Source organism: Streptomyces sp. CBMA152 (assembly GCF_014596475.1).
Lineage (GTDB): Bacteria > Actinomycetota > Actinomycetes > Streptomycetales > Streptomycetaceae > Streptomyces.
This window is the reverse complement of sequence record NZ_MECJ01000027.1, coordinates 58,811-74,992: the sequence shown is the minus strand read 5'-3', so window position 1 is coordinate 74,992 and position 16,182 is coordinate 58,811. Positions and strand designations below refer to the sequence as shown.

The window sequence follows — 16,182 nt, the reverse complement described above, 5'->3', positions numbered from 1 at the left end:
CCAGTCCACACCCCGCCCCCGTTCTCACACCGCCGGTTCCGGTTCCCTCGTGCACCACCCCCTCAGCCTCGCCCGGTCCGGCTTGCCCGCCGGGGTGAGGGGGAACTCCGTTACGAGCAGGAGCCGTTCGGGGTGCTTGCGGCGTTCCAGGCCCCTCGCGTCCAGGTGTGCGGACAGCTGGTCCAGTGTCAGGTCCGGGCCCTCGCGGCCCACCACGCACACCGCGAGCCGTTCGCCCATCAGGGGGTCGGGGACGCCGACGCACACCACGTCCCGTATCAGGGGGTGGGTGGCGAGTTCCAGTTCCACCTCGGCGGGGCTGATGTTGGCGCCGCCCCGGATCACCACATCCTTGAGTCGGCCGACGACCCGTAGCGTGCCGTCGTCCTCAAGGCGGCCGAGGTCGCCCGTGCGGACCCAGCCGTCGGGGGTGCGGTAGCGGGCGTCCAGGTCCGGGGCCGCGACGTAGCAGAGCGGGGACATCGGGCCCCGGGCGACGATCTCGCCGACCGTTCCCTGGGGTGCCTCCTCCAGGTCGCGCGTGCCCGGTACCGCGATGCGGATGTCGGCCACGCGGGGGTCCGGGCGGCCCGCGAGTACCCCGGGACCGTCGGCTCGTACGGCCGAACTGTCCAGTGACGTATGGCAGTTGACGCCGTCGGCCGAGCCGTAGAGGTTGACCACCGGGCAGCCGAAGACGCGGCGGGCCTCGGCGGCGGTGGTCTCGTCGAGCGGGGAGCCGCCGACGATCACGGCGGTGGGCGGGGTGAAGCGCGGGGCGCCGGTGTCGGCGAGCCGGTCGAGCATCATGCGGATCATCGTCGGAACGCCGAGGACATGCGTCGGCTCGTGGGCGACGAGCGCGTCGACGGCGGCCTCCGGCGTGAAGTGGTCGAGCACGATGAGCGTGCCGCCGTGCCGGGCGAGGGTCACCGCCGTACCGCTGCTGCCGAACGCCGAGGCGAGCGGCACCAGGAACAGACAGCGCGGCGGGCGCCCGTCCGGCAGCAGCGAGCCGAGGAAGTTGCCGCGCCCGCCCGCCAGCGCGTTGTGCGAGTACGCCACCATCTTGGGTTCGGACTCCGAACCCGACGACACCAGGATCCGGGCGGCGGAATCGGGGTTGGGTCGGGCTGGGAGGAAGGCGTGCGGGTCCGTGCGGGTCAACTCCGCCAGCGTGACGGCTCCTTGGGGCACAATTCCCGGCCCAGCCGCCACTACCGTACGCAGCAACGGGAGTTCGCCGGACAGGGCGAGCAGGTCGGCGGCGTGTCGGCTGCCCCGGTGTTCGGTGGCCGCGATGACCGCGACCGCCTCCGATCGCGCCAGCAGCGACACCGCCTCGCGTCCGCCCCGCCCGACCGGGAACGGCAGGGAGACGGCGCCGAGGGCGGCCAGGGCGATGTCGGCGATCACGGCGTTGCGGCCGCTGGGCAGCTGGACGCCGACCACGTCGCCCGCGCCGATGCCGAGCCCCGCGAGCCCGGCGGCCAGACATCGGGCCTTGCGTTCAAGGGCCGTGTAACAGAGTTTCCCCTTGGCGTCGATGACCGCCGTGCGGTGCGGATCGGCTATCTGGCGGGCTCGGTAGAGGCTGTAGAGGTCGAGGTCGGGGCAGGTGCCGTCGACGGCCCAGGAGCGGCGCAGCCGGGCGGGGAGCAGATCGCGCAGGACGACGGTCACAGGAAGCTCCAGGGGTCGCGGACGGCGGGCGCGCCGTGCGGGTCGCGGCTGATGGACCCGGTGAACCGGGGGTCGCGGGGGAGTGCGGCGAGATCGGTGGTGACGGCGGCGGCGCTCAGACCGTGGCCGTGCAGCAGCTCCAGCGCGTCCGGCGTGGACAGTTCGCACAGGTCGTACGCCGAAGCCGCCGCGGCGCACACATCGCTGGGCGCGACCCAGCCGTCCGCCGTCGGCAGTGGGCGGCGGAACCCGGCGGGGCGGCGCGGCTCCTGGCCGCATCCGATGCGTTCGCGGGCGGGCGCGGTGAGGATGTCGGCGGCTCCGAGCAGGGACGAGTCGACGCGTACGCCATTGCCGGAACGTTCCCGCAGCAGCAGTCCCGCCAGGATCGCCTCCGTACCGAGCAGCCCGCCCAGTACGTCGAGCAGGGTCATCAGGGAGGGCGCGGGCGGCTCGTCGGCGGGCCTGACGGCCTCGCCGACCCCGGTACGCGCCTGGACCATGAAGTCGGTGCCCATCGGTGCGCCCGGCAGCCGGTCCACCCAGCCGCTGGTGTACGCGTAGACGAGTGCGGGGTTCGCGGCGGCCAGCTGCGGCCGGTCGAGCCCGAGCTGCGCGGCCTTGCCCGGCGCCCAGTTGTGCAGGAAGACGTCCGATCCGGCCGCCAGGTCGAGCAGATCCCGACGCCCGGCTGTGGACTTGATGTCGAGCTCGACCGCCCGCTTGCCCCGGTTCAGCGCCAGCCAGCGCGCCGAGACTCCGTCGCAGGTGGGCGGCATTCCGCGCAACGGGTCGCCGCCCGGCGGCTCGATCCGTACGACGTCGGCCCCGAGCAGCCCGAGCAGATGTGCGGCGAGCGGCGCCTGGACGCGGCGTCCGGCCTCCAGGACGGTGAACCCGGCGAGCGGACGGCCGGTGGTGGCGGCCGTGGTCGTGCGGTACGCGGCCTCGTACGAGGCCAGCGTCCAGGGCGCGGCCCCGTTCTGCTCGGCGACCCGTTCGGCGAGCGAGTGGAGGCGGCACACCTCGGCGCCGGAGGCCGACGCCGCCTGCCGCACGTGCTCCCAGCCGTTCGCCCGCACCGTGTCGTGCAGGGCCTGCGGGAAGGGCGCGCAGGCGGTCGCGTAACGGAACTGGAAGGGTCGCCAGCCCCGCCGTATCGCTTCTTCGGGTGCTTCGAGCGCGCGCCAGAACGCGGCCCACGCGCCCGGGTCCAGGGTCTCCAGCTCGAAGACGACGCCGTCGCGGGAGGTGAACGGCGGTCCGCCCGGGGCGAGTTCGGCCGCCTCGCCCTCCTCGGCTCCGGCGGCGGCCAGGTACTGGGAGACGGTCAGCAGCGCGGCCCGCTCGGCGCCGACCTCCACCCGGCTCACCGCGGCGCCCCGCGCCTGCGCGAGCAGCCCGGCGAGGAGCCCCTGCACGGTGAGGAGCCCGGTGGCGGTGGTCACGTAGTCGGCGGCGAGTCCGCGCGGGACGCCGTCGCGGCGGCCGTGCACGGCCATCACACCGGTGGCGGCCTGCACGGTGACCTCGTCGACCAGTGTGTCCGAGCCCCATGCGGTGTGTGCGGTGAGGTCGGTGAACTCGGCGCCGGAGAGCGTGAGTCCTCCGTCCGAGGGCCCGATGGTCTCCGCGCCGAGCAGCCGCAGGTGTTCCGCGACGAGTGCGTCGGCCGGTCCGTCCGGTCCGGATGTGCTCAGGCGCAGCCCGTCGAGCGGCCCGGCGGTCCGCCGGGCGGCCGATCTCGCCGCGTCGGCAGGGCCGGCTGTTGTCGCTGCCATGCCTCTCCTCTTTCTCTGACCTCGTGGGTGACCTTGTGCGCTACGGGAACCCGGGGGCGCTCGCCCCCGACCAGTTCCACGAAGGAAGCAGTCGGACCGCCGTTCGAGGGGGTTCCCGGAAGCTGGAGGAAACTGGTGGACGAGCGAGCGGAACGGCTGCGCGGCGGCCCCGAATGTCCGCACGATGTGCTGGAGTTGCGGGACCGGGTCGCCGCGTTCGTACGGGAGCGGGTGCAGCCGCAGGAGGCGCTGCTCGACGCGGGCGGCCGGGAGGCGCGCGTCGCGCTGCGCGCGCTCCAGAAGGAGGCGCGGGCGCACGGCTTGTGGGCGCTGCCGCACCCCGTCGAACTCGGCGGACAGGGGCTGCCCCTGCGGTCGTACGCGCATGTCGCCGAGGCGGAGGGCGCCAGCGACCACGGCCCGGCGGCCCTCGGTTCCGCGTCCCTGCTCGACGCGCTGATGCTCGCGCGGCATGGCGCTCCTGGCGTCGGAATGGAGCACGCCGCACGGCTCACCGCCGGAGAGCTGCGGGCCTGCTACGCGATGACCGAGCCGGAGACCCCGGGCACCGACCCGTCCCTGACCGCCACCCACGCGCGCGAGGACGCCGACGGCAACTGGCGTATCAGCGGCCGCAAGTGGTTCACCAGCGGAGCCGCCGACGCCGACCTGGTGACCGTCCTCGCCCGCACCGACGGCGAACCGGGCGACCGCGAGGGGCTGTCCCTGCTCCTCGTCCCGACCGACGCGCCCGGCTTCCGCGTGGTGCGCGAACTGCCCGTGCTCGGCACGGGCGGACAGTGGGAGATCGAACTGGACGAGGTCGTGGTCGGCCCCGATCACCTGGTCGGCGCACGCGGCAGGGCGCTCGCCGTCGCGGGCGAGCGGCTGCAACTGGGCCGGACCCTGCGCTGTCTGCGCTGGCTCGGCCAGGCACAGCGCGCGTTCGACCTGCTGCGCGAGCGGGCGGCGACCCGGACGCGTTCACGCGGTCGTCTCGGCGACCTCCAGCTCGTCCAACTCCATGTGTTCGAAGCCCTGTTGGCGCTGCGGACCACCCGGCCGCTGGTGTACGAGGCGGTCGCGCGCGTGGACGCCGGGCTCGACGCCCATGTGGAGGTGGGCCTCGCGAAGGTCGCGGCCGCCCGGACGCTCCAGCAGGTCGCGGACGCGGCCATCCAGGTGTACGGCGCCGCCGGACTCGGCCCCGACACACCCCTGCCCGCCCTGCTCCGCACCGGCCGCGCGGCCCGCATCCTCGACGGCCCGGACGAGCTGCACATCGCGTCGGTGGCGCGGAGGGTGCTGCGCGGCGAGGGGTGAGCTGACGAGCGCCTGCTATCCGCTGGTCAGCGTCGCCAGCGCGTACGCCAGGAAGAACGTCCCCCAGATCAGCTCATGCCGGACGGCGGTTCCCTCGTCGAGGTCGTAACACCCGTCAAGGAGACGTCCGTCGGCGGTGAGGTGGACGCGGACGAGCTCGTCCAGTATGTCGACCGCGTGCTGCGTCCGGCCGAGCTGGAGGAGGGCGAGGGCGGTGATGGCGGCGGCGGAGGTGTCGAGCGGACCGTCGGGGTGCTCGTCGTCGGCCGACGGGACGAGCCGCGAAGTGGTCAACTGGTCGACGGCAGGCGGTAGTTCAGCAATTTCAAGGTGGCGCGCCCCCTCCGCGATCCCGAGCAGCAGCCACGCCCGGCCTCGGGACCATCTCAGCGGGGGGCACAGCTTCAGATGGCGTCGCAGATGGGACTCGGCAGCGGCCTTGTCGACCGTGGCGAGCAGCGGAACCATGCCGGGTACGCCGTCGGTGCGGACGGCCAGGCGGGGGCCGCCGAAGGCCGCGCCCCAGGGCACCATGCCCCGCTCCGGGTCGAAGGCGTCGAGGCAGGCCCGCGCCGCCCGGCGTTGCAGCGCGGCGGAGCCTTCGTCGTCCGCGAGCGCCGTGCCGTACCAGAGGATCAGTCCGCGCGTGGCGGTGTCCGCGTCCACCCAGCGGGCGAGCCGGGCCGTACACGCCTGGGCGGCGGCGCGATCCCGAGCCGCACCCGTACGCCGGGCCCGCAGCCACAGCAGTCCCGCCCAGAACCCGCCGGTCCACGAACCGCGCCCCGTCGTCGTCCAGGTCCCGGTACCGGGGTCGGCGTACAACGGGAAGCGTTCGCCGACCTGGGCCTCGGTGGCGGTGACCCGGTCGAGGAGCGCGTCCAGTGCTGGCAAAGCCCAGCCCGGGGCGCTCATCCGCGTACCACCGCAGCCCGCGTCCGTACGGCCGTACCGCGCTCGCGTACCGCCCACACCAGGGCCACCGCGCCCGCCCCGGCGAACTCGGCCGCGACGAGCAGCCAGCCGGGGCCGTAGCGTCCGGCCGACGCCAGCAGGCCGAACAGGGGTGGGCCGACTGCGAATCCGGCGAAGAATCCGGCCGAGACCAGCGCCGAGTCCTGTCCGGCGCGGCCAGGTTCGGCGCGCTGCATGACGAGGACCATCGAGACCGCGTTGGCGGAGACCGCGAACACGCCGACGGCGATCGCCGCGAGCCACGCCAGGGGGTGCGCGTACGCCGAGGCGGCGAGGAGCAGGGCCGCGCCGACCGCGCCCGCCGCGAGGGCGCCCGGCAGCCACACCGCCCGGTCGGGCCGTCCGGCCACCTTCGACCAGCCCACCCGGCCCGCGATCCCGGCGACGCCGAGGACCGCGACCAGCGCGGCGGCGGCCGTGGGACCGAGGCCGAGGCGCCGTGAACCGTACAGCGCGAGATAGGTGTTCACCGAGGCTATGCCGCAGCCGAGCAGCAGCGAGAACGCGGTCAGCCAGGCGATCGCGCCCTGCGGCAGCCGGATCGCGGCGGCGGGCTTCGGCGGGGGATCGGCAGGCAGCACGCGTGCTGCCCAGGCCGCCGCCACGAGCGCTGCGCCCGCCGCAGTCCAGACCGCGCCGCGCCACCCGGTGAGCCCGGCCAGCGCGGCGAGCGGCAACCCGGCGGCGAAGGCGCCCAGTTGGACGCCCGACTGCTTCATCCCGGTCACCGAGCCGCGTCGCGCGGGCGCCACGGCGGCCAGGATCGCCTTGTTGGTGGCGGGGTTGGCGAGCGCCTGCGGAAGCCCGCCCAGCGCGACCGCCACCAGCAGGAACCCGGCCCCCGGCGCCGCACCGATCAGGGCGAGAGCCACCGCCGACACCACGAGCAGCGCCACCAGACAGCGGCGCGGACCCACCGCGTCCACCACCCGGCCGCCCAGCGGGGAGAGCAGCGCGGCGGCGCCGAACCCGATGGTCGTGGTCAGCCCGAGGACGGTCGGCGAGACATCGAGAGCGGCGGTGATACGCGGACCCAGCGCCCCGAGCAGGAACAGTTGCAGCATCGAGAACGCCATCGCGCACGTCAGCAGCGCCGTCACCGCGCCAGTCGGCCGACTGCTCTCCGTGTCCGCTGGCCGACCGCTCTCCTCGCTCCGGTCCACTGCCACCGGCGCCCCTCCGCTCCCGTCCGTCGCACCGGGCGATCTCCCGAGCTCTCCCAGGAGTCGGCCCGAACTCCCGCCGGGTTCCGACGCGTTGATGTGTGCTGGATCACAGGAGGTGCCGGGGGGAAACGCCGGATTCGTATACGCACCCGCCGTCGCGGCGCGGAGGGCGGATGCGAGGATGAGCGCGCCATGACTGCCGGAGACTGTTGCCGCACCGTGCGGGCCGCGATGTTCGCGGCCCTCTGCGTGCTGCTCACGGCCTTCGGGCACGCCCTCATGTCCGGCGCCCCGGTGCCCTGGTGGGCGCTGGGCTGCGCGACGGTCGCGACCGGCGGTACGGCGTGGTGCCTGGCGGGCCGCGAGCGCGGCTTCGGCCAGGTCGTGGCGGTCGCGGTCGCGACACAGGCGGTGCTGCACGAGCTGTTCTCGGTGGCGCAGGAGGCGGCGGGGCCGTCGATGGCGTCCATGTCCATGCCGATGGGGCATTCGGGCATGCCGATGACCATGCCGATGGACATGTCGCCGGGCCGGCACGCCGAAGCCATGGGACACATGGGTTCCATGGGGCATGACATGGCGGGGATGTCCTCCACCGGCATGTTCGCCGCCCACCTGCTCGCCGCGCTGCTCTGCGGACTGTGGCTCGCGTACGGCGAGCGGGCCGCCTTCCGCATCCTGCGGGCCTTCGCAGGATGGATCTTCGCCCCGCTGCGGATGGCCCTGCTCCGCGCGGTGCCCCCGAGCCGCCCGCGCCCGCGCGCCCGCCGGGACCGTACGGCCCGGGTGCCGCGCCGGCTCTTCCTCGTACACGCGATCACCTCAAGGGGTCCGCCCGTCGGGACCGCTGTCGTCTGACGACAGCCGGTTCCCCGTGGCGCCTTGGGAGTTGTCCTCCCGGTGCCCCGGGCATCGGCCGCACGCCCGTGTGCCGCCGTACCCCTTCACCGGACCCGCGCCACCTCTTCGCGCCGGTCCGGACCCGGATTCCAGAAGGACATCAGGTGATCACTTCTGCCCCGCGCCGCCCGCGCGACGAGTCGACGGACCAGGCGATAACGGCCTGGGCGCTTGCCGCCCGCGGCGGCGACCCCGAAGCCGTCGAGCACTTCGTGCGTGCGCTGCACCGTGACGTACGCCGCTATGTCACCTACCTCGGCGCCGATCCGCAGGCCGCCGACGACCTCACCCAGGACACCTTCCTGCGGGCGCTCGGCAGCCTGCACCGCTTCGAGGGCCGCTCCTCCGCCCGCACCTGGCTGCTCTCGATCGCCCGCCGCGCGGTGATCGACAACCTCCGGTACGCGGCCGCCCGGCCCCGCGTGTCGGACACCGACGACTGGCAGTCCGCCGCCGAGCGCGCCCAACCCCGGGGCCTGCCCGGCTTCGACGACGGGGTCGCGCTCGCCGACCTGCTGGCCGCGCTGCCGGAGGAGCGTCGCGAGGCGTTCGTCCTGACCCAGCTGCTGGGGCTGCCCTACGCGGACGCGGCCAACGTCAGCAACTGCCCGGTCGGCACAGTCCGCTCCCGAGTGGCCCGAGCCCGAGCCGCCCTCATCGAGCGCCTGCGTGACGCGGAGGGTTCGGCACTGGCGGTCGCGACGGTGTGAATGAGTAGGTGGCCCGGACCCTTTCGGTCCGGGCCACCTACAAGGGGCGCGGGGAACTGCGCGACCAGCCACCCACGGTCCGCAGTCGAATCCCTCACTACACCTGGCGCTCCCCCTGAAACGCGCTAAGAATCCGCTCTGCGGCGAGCGTCGCAGTCAACTCCCCGTCCCGAACCCGCTGTTCAAGCGCAGGAGCCAGCGACCGTACGCCAGGATGGGCCCGCAGCCGACCCAACAGCTCGTCATGGACCATCGACCACGTCCAGTCGATCTGCTGGTCACGACGCTTGGCGGCAAGGCGGCCCGTGGAGTCGAGCAGCGTACGGTGCTGGTCGAGCCGCTCCCAGACGGTGTCCAGCCCAAGGGACTCGCGCGCGCTGCAACTGAGCACCGGCGGCGTCCACGCGGCATCCGCCGGGTGCATCAGCCGCAGCGCACCGGCCAGTTCACGCGCCGCCGACTTCGCGTCGCGCTCGTGCGGCCCGTCCGCCTTGTTCACGGCGATCACATCGGCGAGCTCCAGGACGCCCTTCTTGATGCCCTGGAGCTGGTCGCCCGTGCGCGCCAGCGTCAGCAGCAGGAACGAGTCGACCATGTTGGCCACCGTCGTCTCGGACTGGCCGACGCCGACGGTCTCCACCAGGACGACGTCGTAACCCGCCGCCTCCATCACGACCATGGACTCGCGCGTCGCCTTGGCGACCCCACCGAGCGTGCCCGCGCTGGGCGAGGGCCGTACGAACGCCGCCGGATCCACCGCCAGCCGCTCCATCCGCGTCTTGTCGCCGAGGATGGAGCCGCCGGTACGGGTCGACGACGGGTCGACGGCGAGCACCGCCACCCGGTGGCCGAGCCCCGTCAGCATGGTGCCGAACGCGTCGATGAAGGTGGACTTGCCCACGCCCGGCACACCGCTGATGCCGATCCGCCGCGCGGCGCCCGTGTGCGGCAGCAGCTCGGTGAGCAGTTGCTGGGCGAGCGCGCGGTGGTCGGGCCGGGTGGACTCGACGAGGGTGATGGCGCGCGCGATGAACGCCCGCTTCCCGTCGAGCACACCCTTGACGTAGCTGTCGAGATCGATGCGCACGGGCGGCTACAGCTCGTCGTGGCCCAGCGCCGCGCCGAGCCGCGTCACCAGGTCGTACGCCGCGTCCGGGATGACCGTCCCCGGCGGGAACACCGCAGCGGCGCCCATCTCCAGGAGGGTCGGGACGTCCTGCGGCGGAATGACACCGCCCACCACGATCATGATGTCCTCCCGGCCCTCGGCGGCCAGCTCCTCGCGGAGCGCCGGTACGAGGGTCAGGTGACCGGCGGCGAGCGACGACACACCCACGATGTGCACATCCGCCTCGACCGCCTGCCGGGCCACCTCGCCCGGCGTCTGGAACAGCGGGCCGACGTCGACGTCGAAGCCGAGGTCGGCGAAGGCGGTGGCGATCACCTTCTGTCCCCGGTCGTGGCCGTCCTGGCCCATCTTGGCGACGAGGATGCGCGGACGTCGGCCTTCCGCCTCGTCGAAACGATCCACCAGCGCGCGTGTGCGGTCCACCGAAGGGGACGCTCCTGCCTCGTTGCGATAGACGCCGGAGATCGTACGGATCTGGCCCGCGTGGCGGCCGTACACCTTCTCCAGGGCGTCCGAGATCTCCCCGACGGTGGCCTTCGCCCGGGCCGCGTCGACCGCGAGCGCCAGCAGGTTGCCCTCCAGGCCCTGGCCCGGGCCGCGCTCGGCGGACGCGGTGAGCGCGTGCAGCGCGGCCTGGCAGGCCGCCTCGTCGCGCTCCTCGCGCAGCCGCCGCAGCTTGGCGATCTGCTGGGCGCGCACCGAGGAGTTGTCGACCTTGAGGACGTCGATCTGCTCGTCGGTCTCGACCCGGTACTTGTTGACGCCGATCACCGGCTGGCGCCCCGAGTCGATGCGCGCCTGGGTGCGGGCGGCCGCCTCCTCGACGCGCAGCTTCGGGATGCCCGCGTCGATGGCCTGCGCCATGCCGCCGGCCGCCTCGACCTCCTGGATGTGCTGCCAGGCGCGCCGCGCCAGGTCGTACGTCAGCTTCTCGACGTACGCGCTGCCGCCCCACGGGTCGATGGACCGCGTGGTGCCCGACTCCTGCTGGATGAGCAGCTGGGTGTTGCGCGCGATCCGCGCCGAGAAGTCGGTCGGCAGCGCCAGCGCCTCGTCAAGGGCGTTGGTGTGCAGCGACTGGGTGTGGCCCTGCGTCGCGGCCATCGCCTCCACACACGTACGCGTGACGTTGTTGAACACGTCCTGCGCGGTCAGCGACCAGCCCGAGGTCTGCGAATGGGTGCGCAGCGAAAGGGACTTGGTGTTCTTCGGGTCGAACTGCTTGACCAGGCGGGCCCACAGCAGCCGGGCCGCCCGCATCTTCGCGATCTCCATGAAGAAGTTCATGCCGATCGCCCAGAAGAAGGAGAGCCGGGGCGCGAACGCGTCGACGTCGAGGCCCGCCTCCTGCCCGGCCCGCAGATACTCCACCCCGTCCGCGAGCGTGTACGCCAGCTCCAGATCGGCCGTCGCACCCGCTTCCTGGATGTGATAGCCCGAGATGGAGATCGAGTTGTAGCGCGGCATCTTCTGCGAGGTGTACGCGAAGATGTCGGAGATGATCCGCATCGAGGGCTTGGGCGGATAGATGTAGGTGTTGCGGACCATGAACTCTTTGAGAATGTCGTTCTGAATGGTCCCGGCCAGCTTCTCGGGCGGTACGCCCTGCTCCTCGGCGGCCACGATGTAGAGCGCGAGAACGGGCAGCACGGCCCCGTTCATCGTCATCGACACCGTCATCTTGTCCAGCGGAATCCCGTCGAACAGCTGGCGCATGTCGTAGATGGAGTCGATGGCGACACCCGCCATGCCGACGTCACCGGTGACGCGCGGGTGGTCGCTGTCGTAGCCGCGGTGGGTCGGCAGGTCGAAGGCGACCGACAGACCCTTCTGCCCGGCGGCGAGGTTGCGCCGGTAGAAGGCGTTGGACTCCTCGGCGGTCGAGAAGCCCGCGTACTGCCGGATCGTCCAGGGCTGGTTGACGTACATCGTCGGGTAGGGGCCCCGCAGATACGGCGCCACGCCCGGGTACGTACCGAGGAAGTCCAGGCCCTCCAGGTCCCGCGCGGTGTACAGCGGCTTGACCGCGATGCCCTCCGGGGTCTCCCACAGCAGATCGCCGTCGGCCTTGCCGGTGGACTCCTTCACGGCGGTGCGCCACTGGTCGTCGGAGCCGTCGGCGCCGGCGTCCGACGCCAGCGGCAGCTCCGAGAAGTCGGGGATCGTCATGACGCCACTCCCAGGCGGTCGAGGGCGGAGGTGAGCACGGCCACCGCGTCGCAGCCGGCGAAGACGTACTCGTCGACGCCCGCGTACTCACCGCGCCCGGCCAGGAACACATGTTTGGCGCCCGCCGACTTGAGGGCCTTGGCGACCGCCTCGGCCTGCTCCTCGTACAGCGCGTCGGAGGAGACCACACAGGCCACGGCGGCGCCGCTCGCGGCGAACGCCTCCCCGGCCGTGGTCGCGTCCACCGACACCGGGTCGTGGACCGGCTCGACGCCACCGGCCTGGAACAGGTTCGCGGCGAAGGTCGCGCGCCCGGTGTGGGCGGCGGCCGGGCCGAGCGCGGCGAGGAACACCCGGGGGCGGGTGCCGGTCTCGGCGAGGTGCGCGTCCGAGCGGGCGCGCAGTTCCTCGTACGCCTCGTCGCGGCGCACCTTCGGCAGTCCGCCCGACGGCTCGGCGGGGGCCGGGGCGCGCTCGACGGGACGCTCGGCGAGATGCGGGAACTCGCTGACGCCGGTGACCGGTTCGCGTCGGCGCGCCAGCTTCTTGCTCCGCTCGGCCCAGGTCGCGGCGAGCTCGTCGCCGATCAGACCGGAGCGCAGGGCCGCCGCCAGGCCGCCCGCGCGCTCGATCGTACGGAAGAACTCCCAGGCACTGTCGGCGAGTTCGGCGGTCAGGCGCTCCACGTACCAGGAGCCGCCCGCCGGGTCGATCACCCGGGCCAGCTGCGACTCCTCCAGGAGGATCGTCGAGGTGTTGCGGGCGATGCGCCGTGCGAAACCGTCGGGCAGGCCGAGCGAGTGGTCGAAGGGCAGCACGGTGACGGCGTCCGCGCCGCCGACCCCGGCGCCCAGACAGGCCACCGTGGTGCGCAGCATGTTCACCCACGGGTCGCGGCGGGTCATCATCACCGGCGAGGTGACGGCGTGCTGGCGCTGGGCGCCCGCGGCGGGAGCCCCACTCGCCTCGGCGACGCGCGCCCACAGCCGCCGCGCGGCGCGCAGCTTGGCGATGGTCAGGAACTGGTCGGCGGTGGCCGCGTAACGGAACTCCAGCTGCGCGCACGCCTCCTCGACGGACAGGCCCGCCGACGTGAGCTCACGCAAATAGGCGACACCGGTGGCCAGTGACGCGCCGAGTTCCTGCGCGGCCGAGCCGCCCGCCTCGTGGTACGGCAGCGCGTCCACGGTCAACGCCCGAAGCCCGGGGTACCGCTCGCCGCAGAGGCGGGCGAGTGCCACGGCGGGTGCCGCCTCGATCGCCTCGCCGGTACGGGCCTCGTGGCCCAGCGGGTCGGCGCCGAGGTTGCCGCGCGCCGCCTCGGCGGGGACGCCCCGCTCGGCGTACAGATGCAGCAACTCCTGTGCGGCCGCCTCGAATTCGGCGCCCGCGTCGAGAACGACGGGCGCGAGGTCGAGGTAGACGCCGTCGAGTACCCGGGCGAGCCCGGAGACCGGAACGCCGCCCCGGCCTACGGCCAGCCAGAGCGAGGTCACTCCGTTCTCCAGGTCCGCGAGCACGGCGGCGTTGGCCGCGGCGGGATCCGGATCGGTGTGGCGCTGTCGTACGCCCCAGCCGTCCGCCGCGTTGCCCTCGGCCCGGCTTCCCCGGACAAACGGGGCGAAGCCCGGATATCCGGCATCGGGCGCGGAGTCTCGCGCGGTGTACAGGGGCCGGGTGGTGAGCCCGTGCTCCACGGGGGTGGACAGCGCTTCCTCGGCAGCCGCGCCCGAGACATCTTTACCCGATTTGCGCAGCACGCCCTCCACGAGGCGCTGCCACTGCTCATGGGTTGCATCAGGGAACTCGGCGGCCAGGGAAAGCCCGTCGTCAGGCAGGACCGTCATGGTCCGATGCTAGGGCAGTGGCGCAAAGGTGCAGGAGGGGGCAGGGCTGTGACCTTGCCCTCTTCGGAACGCTCTTGATCCTTGCAGGTGGATGCCCTATTTCAACGACACTTGTTTCTCGACGGCACCCTGCTCCTCAGAGCAGCTTGCGTACGTCGTCCCGCGTGATCAGTCCGATGCCGTGGCCGTCGTACAGCACCACCGCCACCTCGTCGTCCCGTTGCTCCCACTCGGCGAGGACCGCGTCGGCCCGCTCACCCGCGCCGAAGTGCGGCAGCGGTGCGGCGAGGTGATCGCGTACCAGCGCGTCCGGCGCCACCTCCCCCTGCTCGACCGCCGCCGCCAGCATGTCGAGGGAAACGGATCCCGCGAGCTCGGGCGCCGTCGGCCGGCGGTCGGGGCCCACCGGGCACGGACCGGCCGGAAGCACCGGCGGCAGCCCGAGATCGCGCCGCGCCCGCAGCACGGTCAGCGCCTCGGCCACCGTGCTGAGCCGGTTCACATAAGGGAGAGGAGCGTCCCGCAGCGAGTCGGGCACCGCGTCCCCGGCCCGCGCCGCGTCGTCCTCGCCGTCCAGGAACCCGAGCCGCAGCAGCCACGCGTCGTTGAAGTACTTCGAGAGGTACTGCCGCCCGGAGTCCGGCAGGATCACCACGACCAGCGACTCGGGGCCGAGCCCGGCCGCCACCCGCTGTGCGGCCGCGACCGCCAGACCGGCCGAGCCGCCGACCATCAGACCCTGTTCCCGGGCGAGTTGACGAAGCGTCAGCAGTGCGTCGCGGTCGCCGACGGGGACCAGCTCGTCGACGACGTCCTGGTCGTAGGACTCGGGCCAGACGTCCTCGATCGTCTCCGGATGGCACACATGCCCGGTCGCCTCGACGAAGTACGGCCGTCCGTCGCCGCCCGAGTAGACGGAGGCCGCCGGGTCCGCGCCGACGACCTTCACCGCGCCGCCGCTGACGTCCTTGAGGTAGCGGCCGGTGCCGCTGATGGTGCCGCCGGTGCCGACGCACGACACCAGATGCGTGATCCGCCCGTCCGTCTGGCGCCAGATCTCCGGCCCGGTCGTCGCGTAGTGCGCCCCGGGGTTGGCCGGGTTGTCGTACTGCCCGGCGAGCCAGCTGCCCGGCGTCTGCTCGGCGATCCGGGCCGCCGTGTTGAACACGTTCCCCGGATCCTCCGCCGGCAGCCCGCCCGGCCGCACGACCACCTCGGCGCCGAACCCGCGCAGCGTGGCGATCTTCTCCGCGCTCGTCTTGTCGGGCACGACGAGGACGGCCCGGTAGCCCTTGGCCGCGGCCACCATGGCGAGCCCGGCCCCGGTGTTGCCGGAGGTCGCCTCCACGACGGTGGCGCCCGGGCGCAGCAGCCCGTCCCGCTCCGCCTGCTCGATCATGTGCAGACCGATGCGGTCCTTCACACTGCCGCCCGCGCTCAGGTATTCGAGCTTGGCGTAGAGCGCGGCCGAGCCCTCCGGCGTGCGCAGCCGCACCATCGGTGTGCCGCCGACGAGTTCGAGCACTGACTCATGTACGTCCATGCCGGTGAGCTTACGAGGCGCGGGCCCGGCGCGGACGGGCGTGACCCCGCCGGGCGGATGCCCGGCGGGGCCACTCACGCGCGCGTCAGGCCGCGTCGAACGTGTAGAACTTCTTGTGGTCCAGCATGTCCGCCGGCGTGACGTTGTTCCACGGGCGCATGGTCTCGCGCAGGTCCACCACGTTCGGCGTCCCGGCGGCCGGGAGGTAGGGCGAGTCGGGGTGACGCTCCTGCCACTGCGCCCAGAGTCGGTCGATGAACGCGTGGTGCAGCCAGAAGACCGGGTCGTTGGGGGAGACGCCGGTGCCCATCTGGCCGCCGACCCAGACGTGCACGCGGTTGTGGAGGTTGACCCCGCGCCAGCCCTCCAGGTGGTTGCGGAAGCCGCCGGTGGACTGGCTGTTCCAGGGGGCCTCGTCATACGTCGACATGGCGAGGACGCTGTCGACCTCGGCCTTGGTGGGCAGCTGCGGGACGCCCGCGCCGAGCGCGCGGCGCAGGTAGGTGCGGCCGTCCACGCGGACGTTGATGGTCCACTGGCCGCCGGCGGAGGCGAACGGCCCGTCCATCACCTGGCCGTCGCGGCTGCGGCCGGTGCCGCCGAGGAAGTCCGCGGCCCAGAGCGAGGAGGCGGGGGTGCGGTCGGCCGTCCAGTCCCAGTACGGCAGCGTGACGGACGAGTCCACCGACTGGAGGGCCTGCTCGAACTCTATGAGGAATCTGCGGTGCCACGGGAGGAAGGACGGCGAGCGGTGGCCCACGCGGTCCGTGTCGTCGCCGTCGCTCATGATGAAGGCGTTGTGCGTGGTGACGAAGGCGTCGTACTTGCCGTTGCGCTTCAGCGTCAGGATCGCATTGACGAAGCGCTTCTTCTCGTCGGCGGTGAGCGTCGCCTGGTTCTTGCGTACGGTCATGGAAATGCTCCAGATAGTGGTGCCGTGCGGGGCGGTACGGAAG

General features: G+C 73.1%; 12 protein-coding genes. 3 read left to right on the top strand and 9 right to left on the bottom strand.

All coding sequences use genetic code 11. From position 1 onward, the window contains the following. Positions 1-24: 24 nt before the first annotated feature. Both BG418_RS23160 and BG418_RS23155 read right to left on the bottom strand, forming a co-directional pair. The gene (locus BG418_RS23160; RefSeq protein ID WP_188275891.1) at positions 25-1,683 is read right to left on the bottom strand and encodes a class I adenylate-forming enzyme family protein; all 1,659 of its coding nucleotides are present in this window, start codon (positions 1,681-1,683) and stop codon (positions 25-27) included. Continuing rightward, positions 1,680-3,464: a CoA transferase gene (locus tag BG418_RS23155; protein ID WP_188275890.1), complete on the bottom strand. Its 1,785-nt coding sequence runs from the start codon at positions 3,462-3,464 to the stop codon at positions 1,680-1,682. Before BG418_RS23155 ends, BG418_RS23160 begins: the two co-directional genes overlap by 4 nt. A gap of 135 nt (positions 3,465-3,599) precedes the next feature. Between BG418_RS23155 and BG418_RS23150 the strand changes: the two genes are divergently transcribed. Further along, complete coding sequence (locus BG418_RS23150) at positions 3,600-4,787, top strand: acyl-CoA dehydrogenase family protein (RefSeq protein WP_317453731.1); 1,188 nt, start codon at positions 3,600-3,602, stop codon at positions 4,785-4,787. A gap of 15 nt (positions 4,788-4,802) precedes the next feature. On the opposite strand, the gene BG418_RS23145 is transcribed toward BG418_RS23150, so the two are convergent. After that, positions 4,803-5,702, bottom strand: coding sequence for a sugar ABC transporter permease (locus BG418_RS23145; RefSeq protein ID WP_188275889.1), 900 nt, complete (start codon positions 5,700-5,702; stop codon positions 4,803-4,805). After that, on the bottom strand, positions 5,699-6,838 hold the full coding sequence (locus BG418_RS23140; RefSeq protein WP_188275954.1) for an MFS transporter: 1,140 nt from the start codon (positions 6,836-6,838) through the stop codon (positions 5,699-5,701). The genes BG418_RS23145 and BG418_RS23140 overlap by 4 nt, the downstream gene beginning before the upstream one ends. Before the next feature lie 282 nt (positions 6,839-7,120). On the opposite strand from BG418_RS23140, the gene BG418_RS23135 reads away from it, so the two are divergent. Both BG418_RS23135 and BG418_RS23130 read left to right on the top strand, forming a co-directional pair. Then, positions 7,121-7,786 (top strand): hypothetical protein, encoded by a 666-nt coding sequence (locus BG418_RS23135; protein ID WP_188275888.1) that lies wholly within the window; start codon positions 7,121-7,123, stop codon positions 7,784-7,786. 146 nt (positions 7,787-7,932) lie between these two features. Then, positions 7,933-8,538: a sigma-70 family RNA polymerase sigma factor gene (locus tag BG418_RS23130; protein WP_398999916.1), complete on the top strand. Its 606-nt coding sequence runs from the start codon at positions 7,933-7,935 to the stop codon at positions 8,536-8,538. 97 nt (positions 8,539-8,635) lie between these two features. Here the strand turns inward: BG418_RS23130 and meaB are convergent, their stop codons facing one another. The 5 genes from meaB to BG418_RS23105 form a co-directional block, all read right to left on the bottom strand. After that, positions 8,636-9,625: a methylmalonyl Co-A mutase-associated GTPase MeaB gene (meaB, locus tag BG418_RS23125; RefSeq protein WP_188275887.1), complete on the bottom strand. Its 990-nt coding sequence runs from the start codon at positions 9,623-9,625 to the stop codon at positions 8,636-8,638. A 6-nt stretch (positions 9,626-9,631) separates the two neighbouring features. Beyond that, positions 9,632-11,836 carry a methylmalonyl-CoA mutase gene (gene scpA, locus BG418_RS23120; RefSeq protein WP_188275886.1) on the bottom strand — a complete coding sequence of 735 codons (2,205 nt, stop codon included), beginning with the start codon at positions 11,834-11,836 and terminating at the stop codon, positions 9,632-9,634. After that, entirely contained in the window at positions 11,833-13,683 is a 1,851-nt protein-coding gene (gene mutA, locus BG418_RS23115; protein WP_188275885.1) for a methylmalonyl-CoA mutase small subunit, read from the bottom strand. Before mutA ends, scpA begins: the two co-directional genes overlap by 4 nt. Positions 13,684-13,819: 136 nt before the next feature. Next, positions 13,820-15,226 carry a pyridoxal-phosphate dependent enzyme gene (locus tag BG418_RS23110; RefSeq protein ID WP_188275884.1) on the bottom strand — a complete coding sequence of 469 codons (1,407 nt, stop codon included), beginning with the start codon at positions 15,224-15,226 and terminating at the stop codon, positions 13,820-13,822. A gap of 85 nt (positions 15,227-15,311) precedes the next feature. Next, the gene (locus BG418_RS23105) at positions 15,312-16,139 is read right to left on the bottom strand and encodes a tyrosinase MelC2 (RefSeq protein ID WP_188275883.1); all 828 of its coding nucleotides are present in this window, start codon (positions 16,137-16,139) and stop codon (positions 15,312-15,314) included. Positions 16,140-16,182 lie beyond the last annotated feature (43 nt).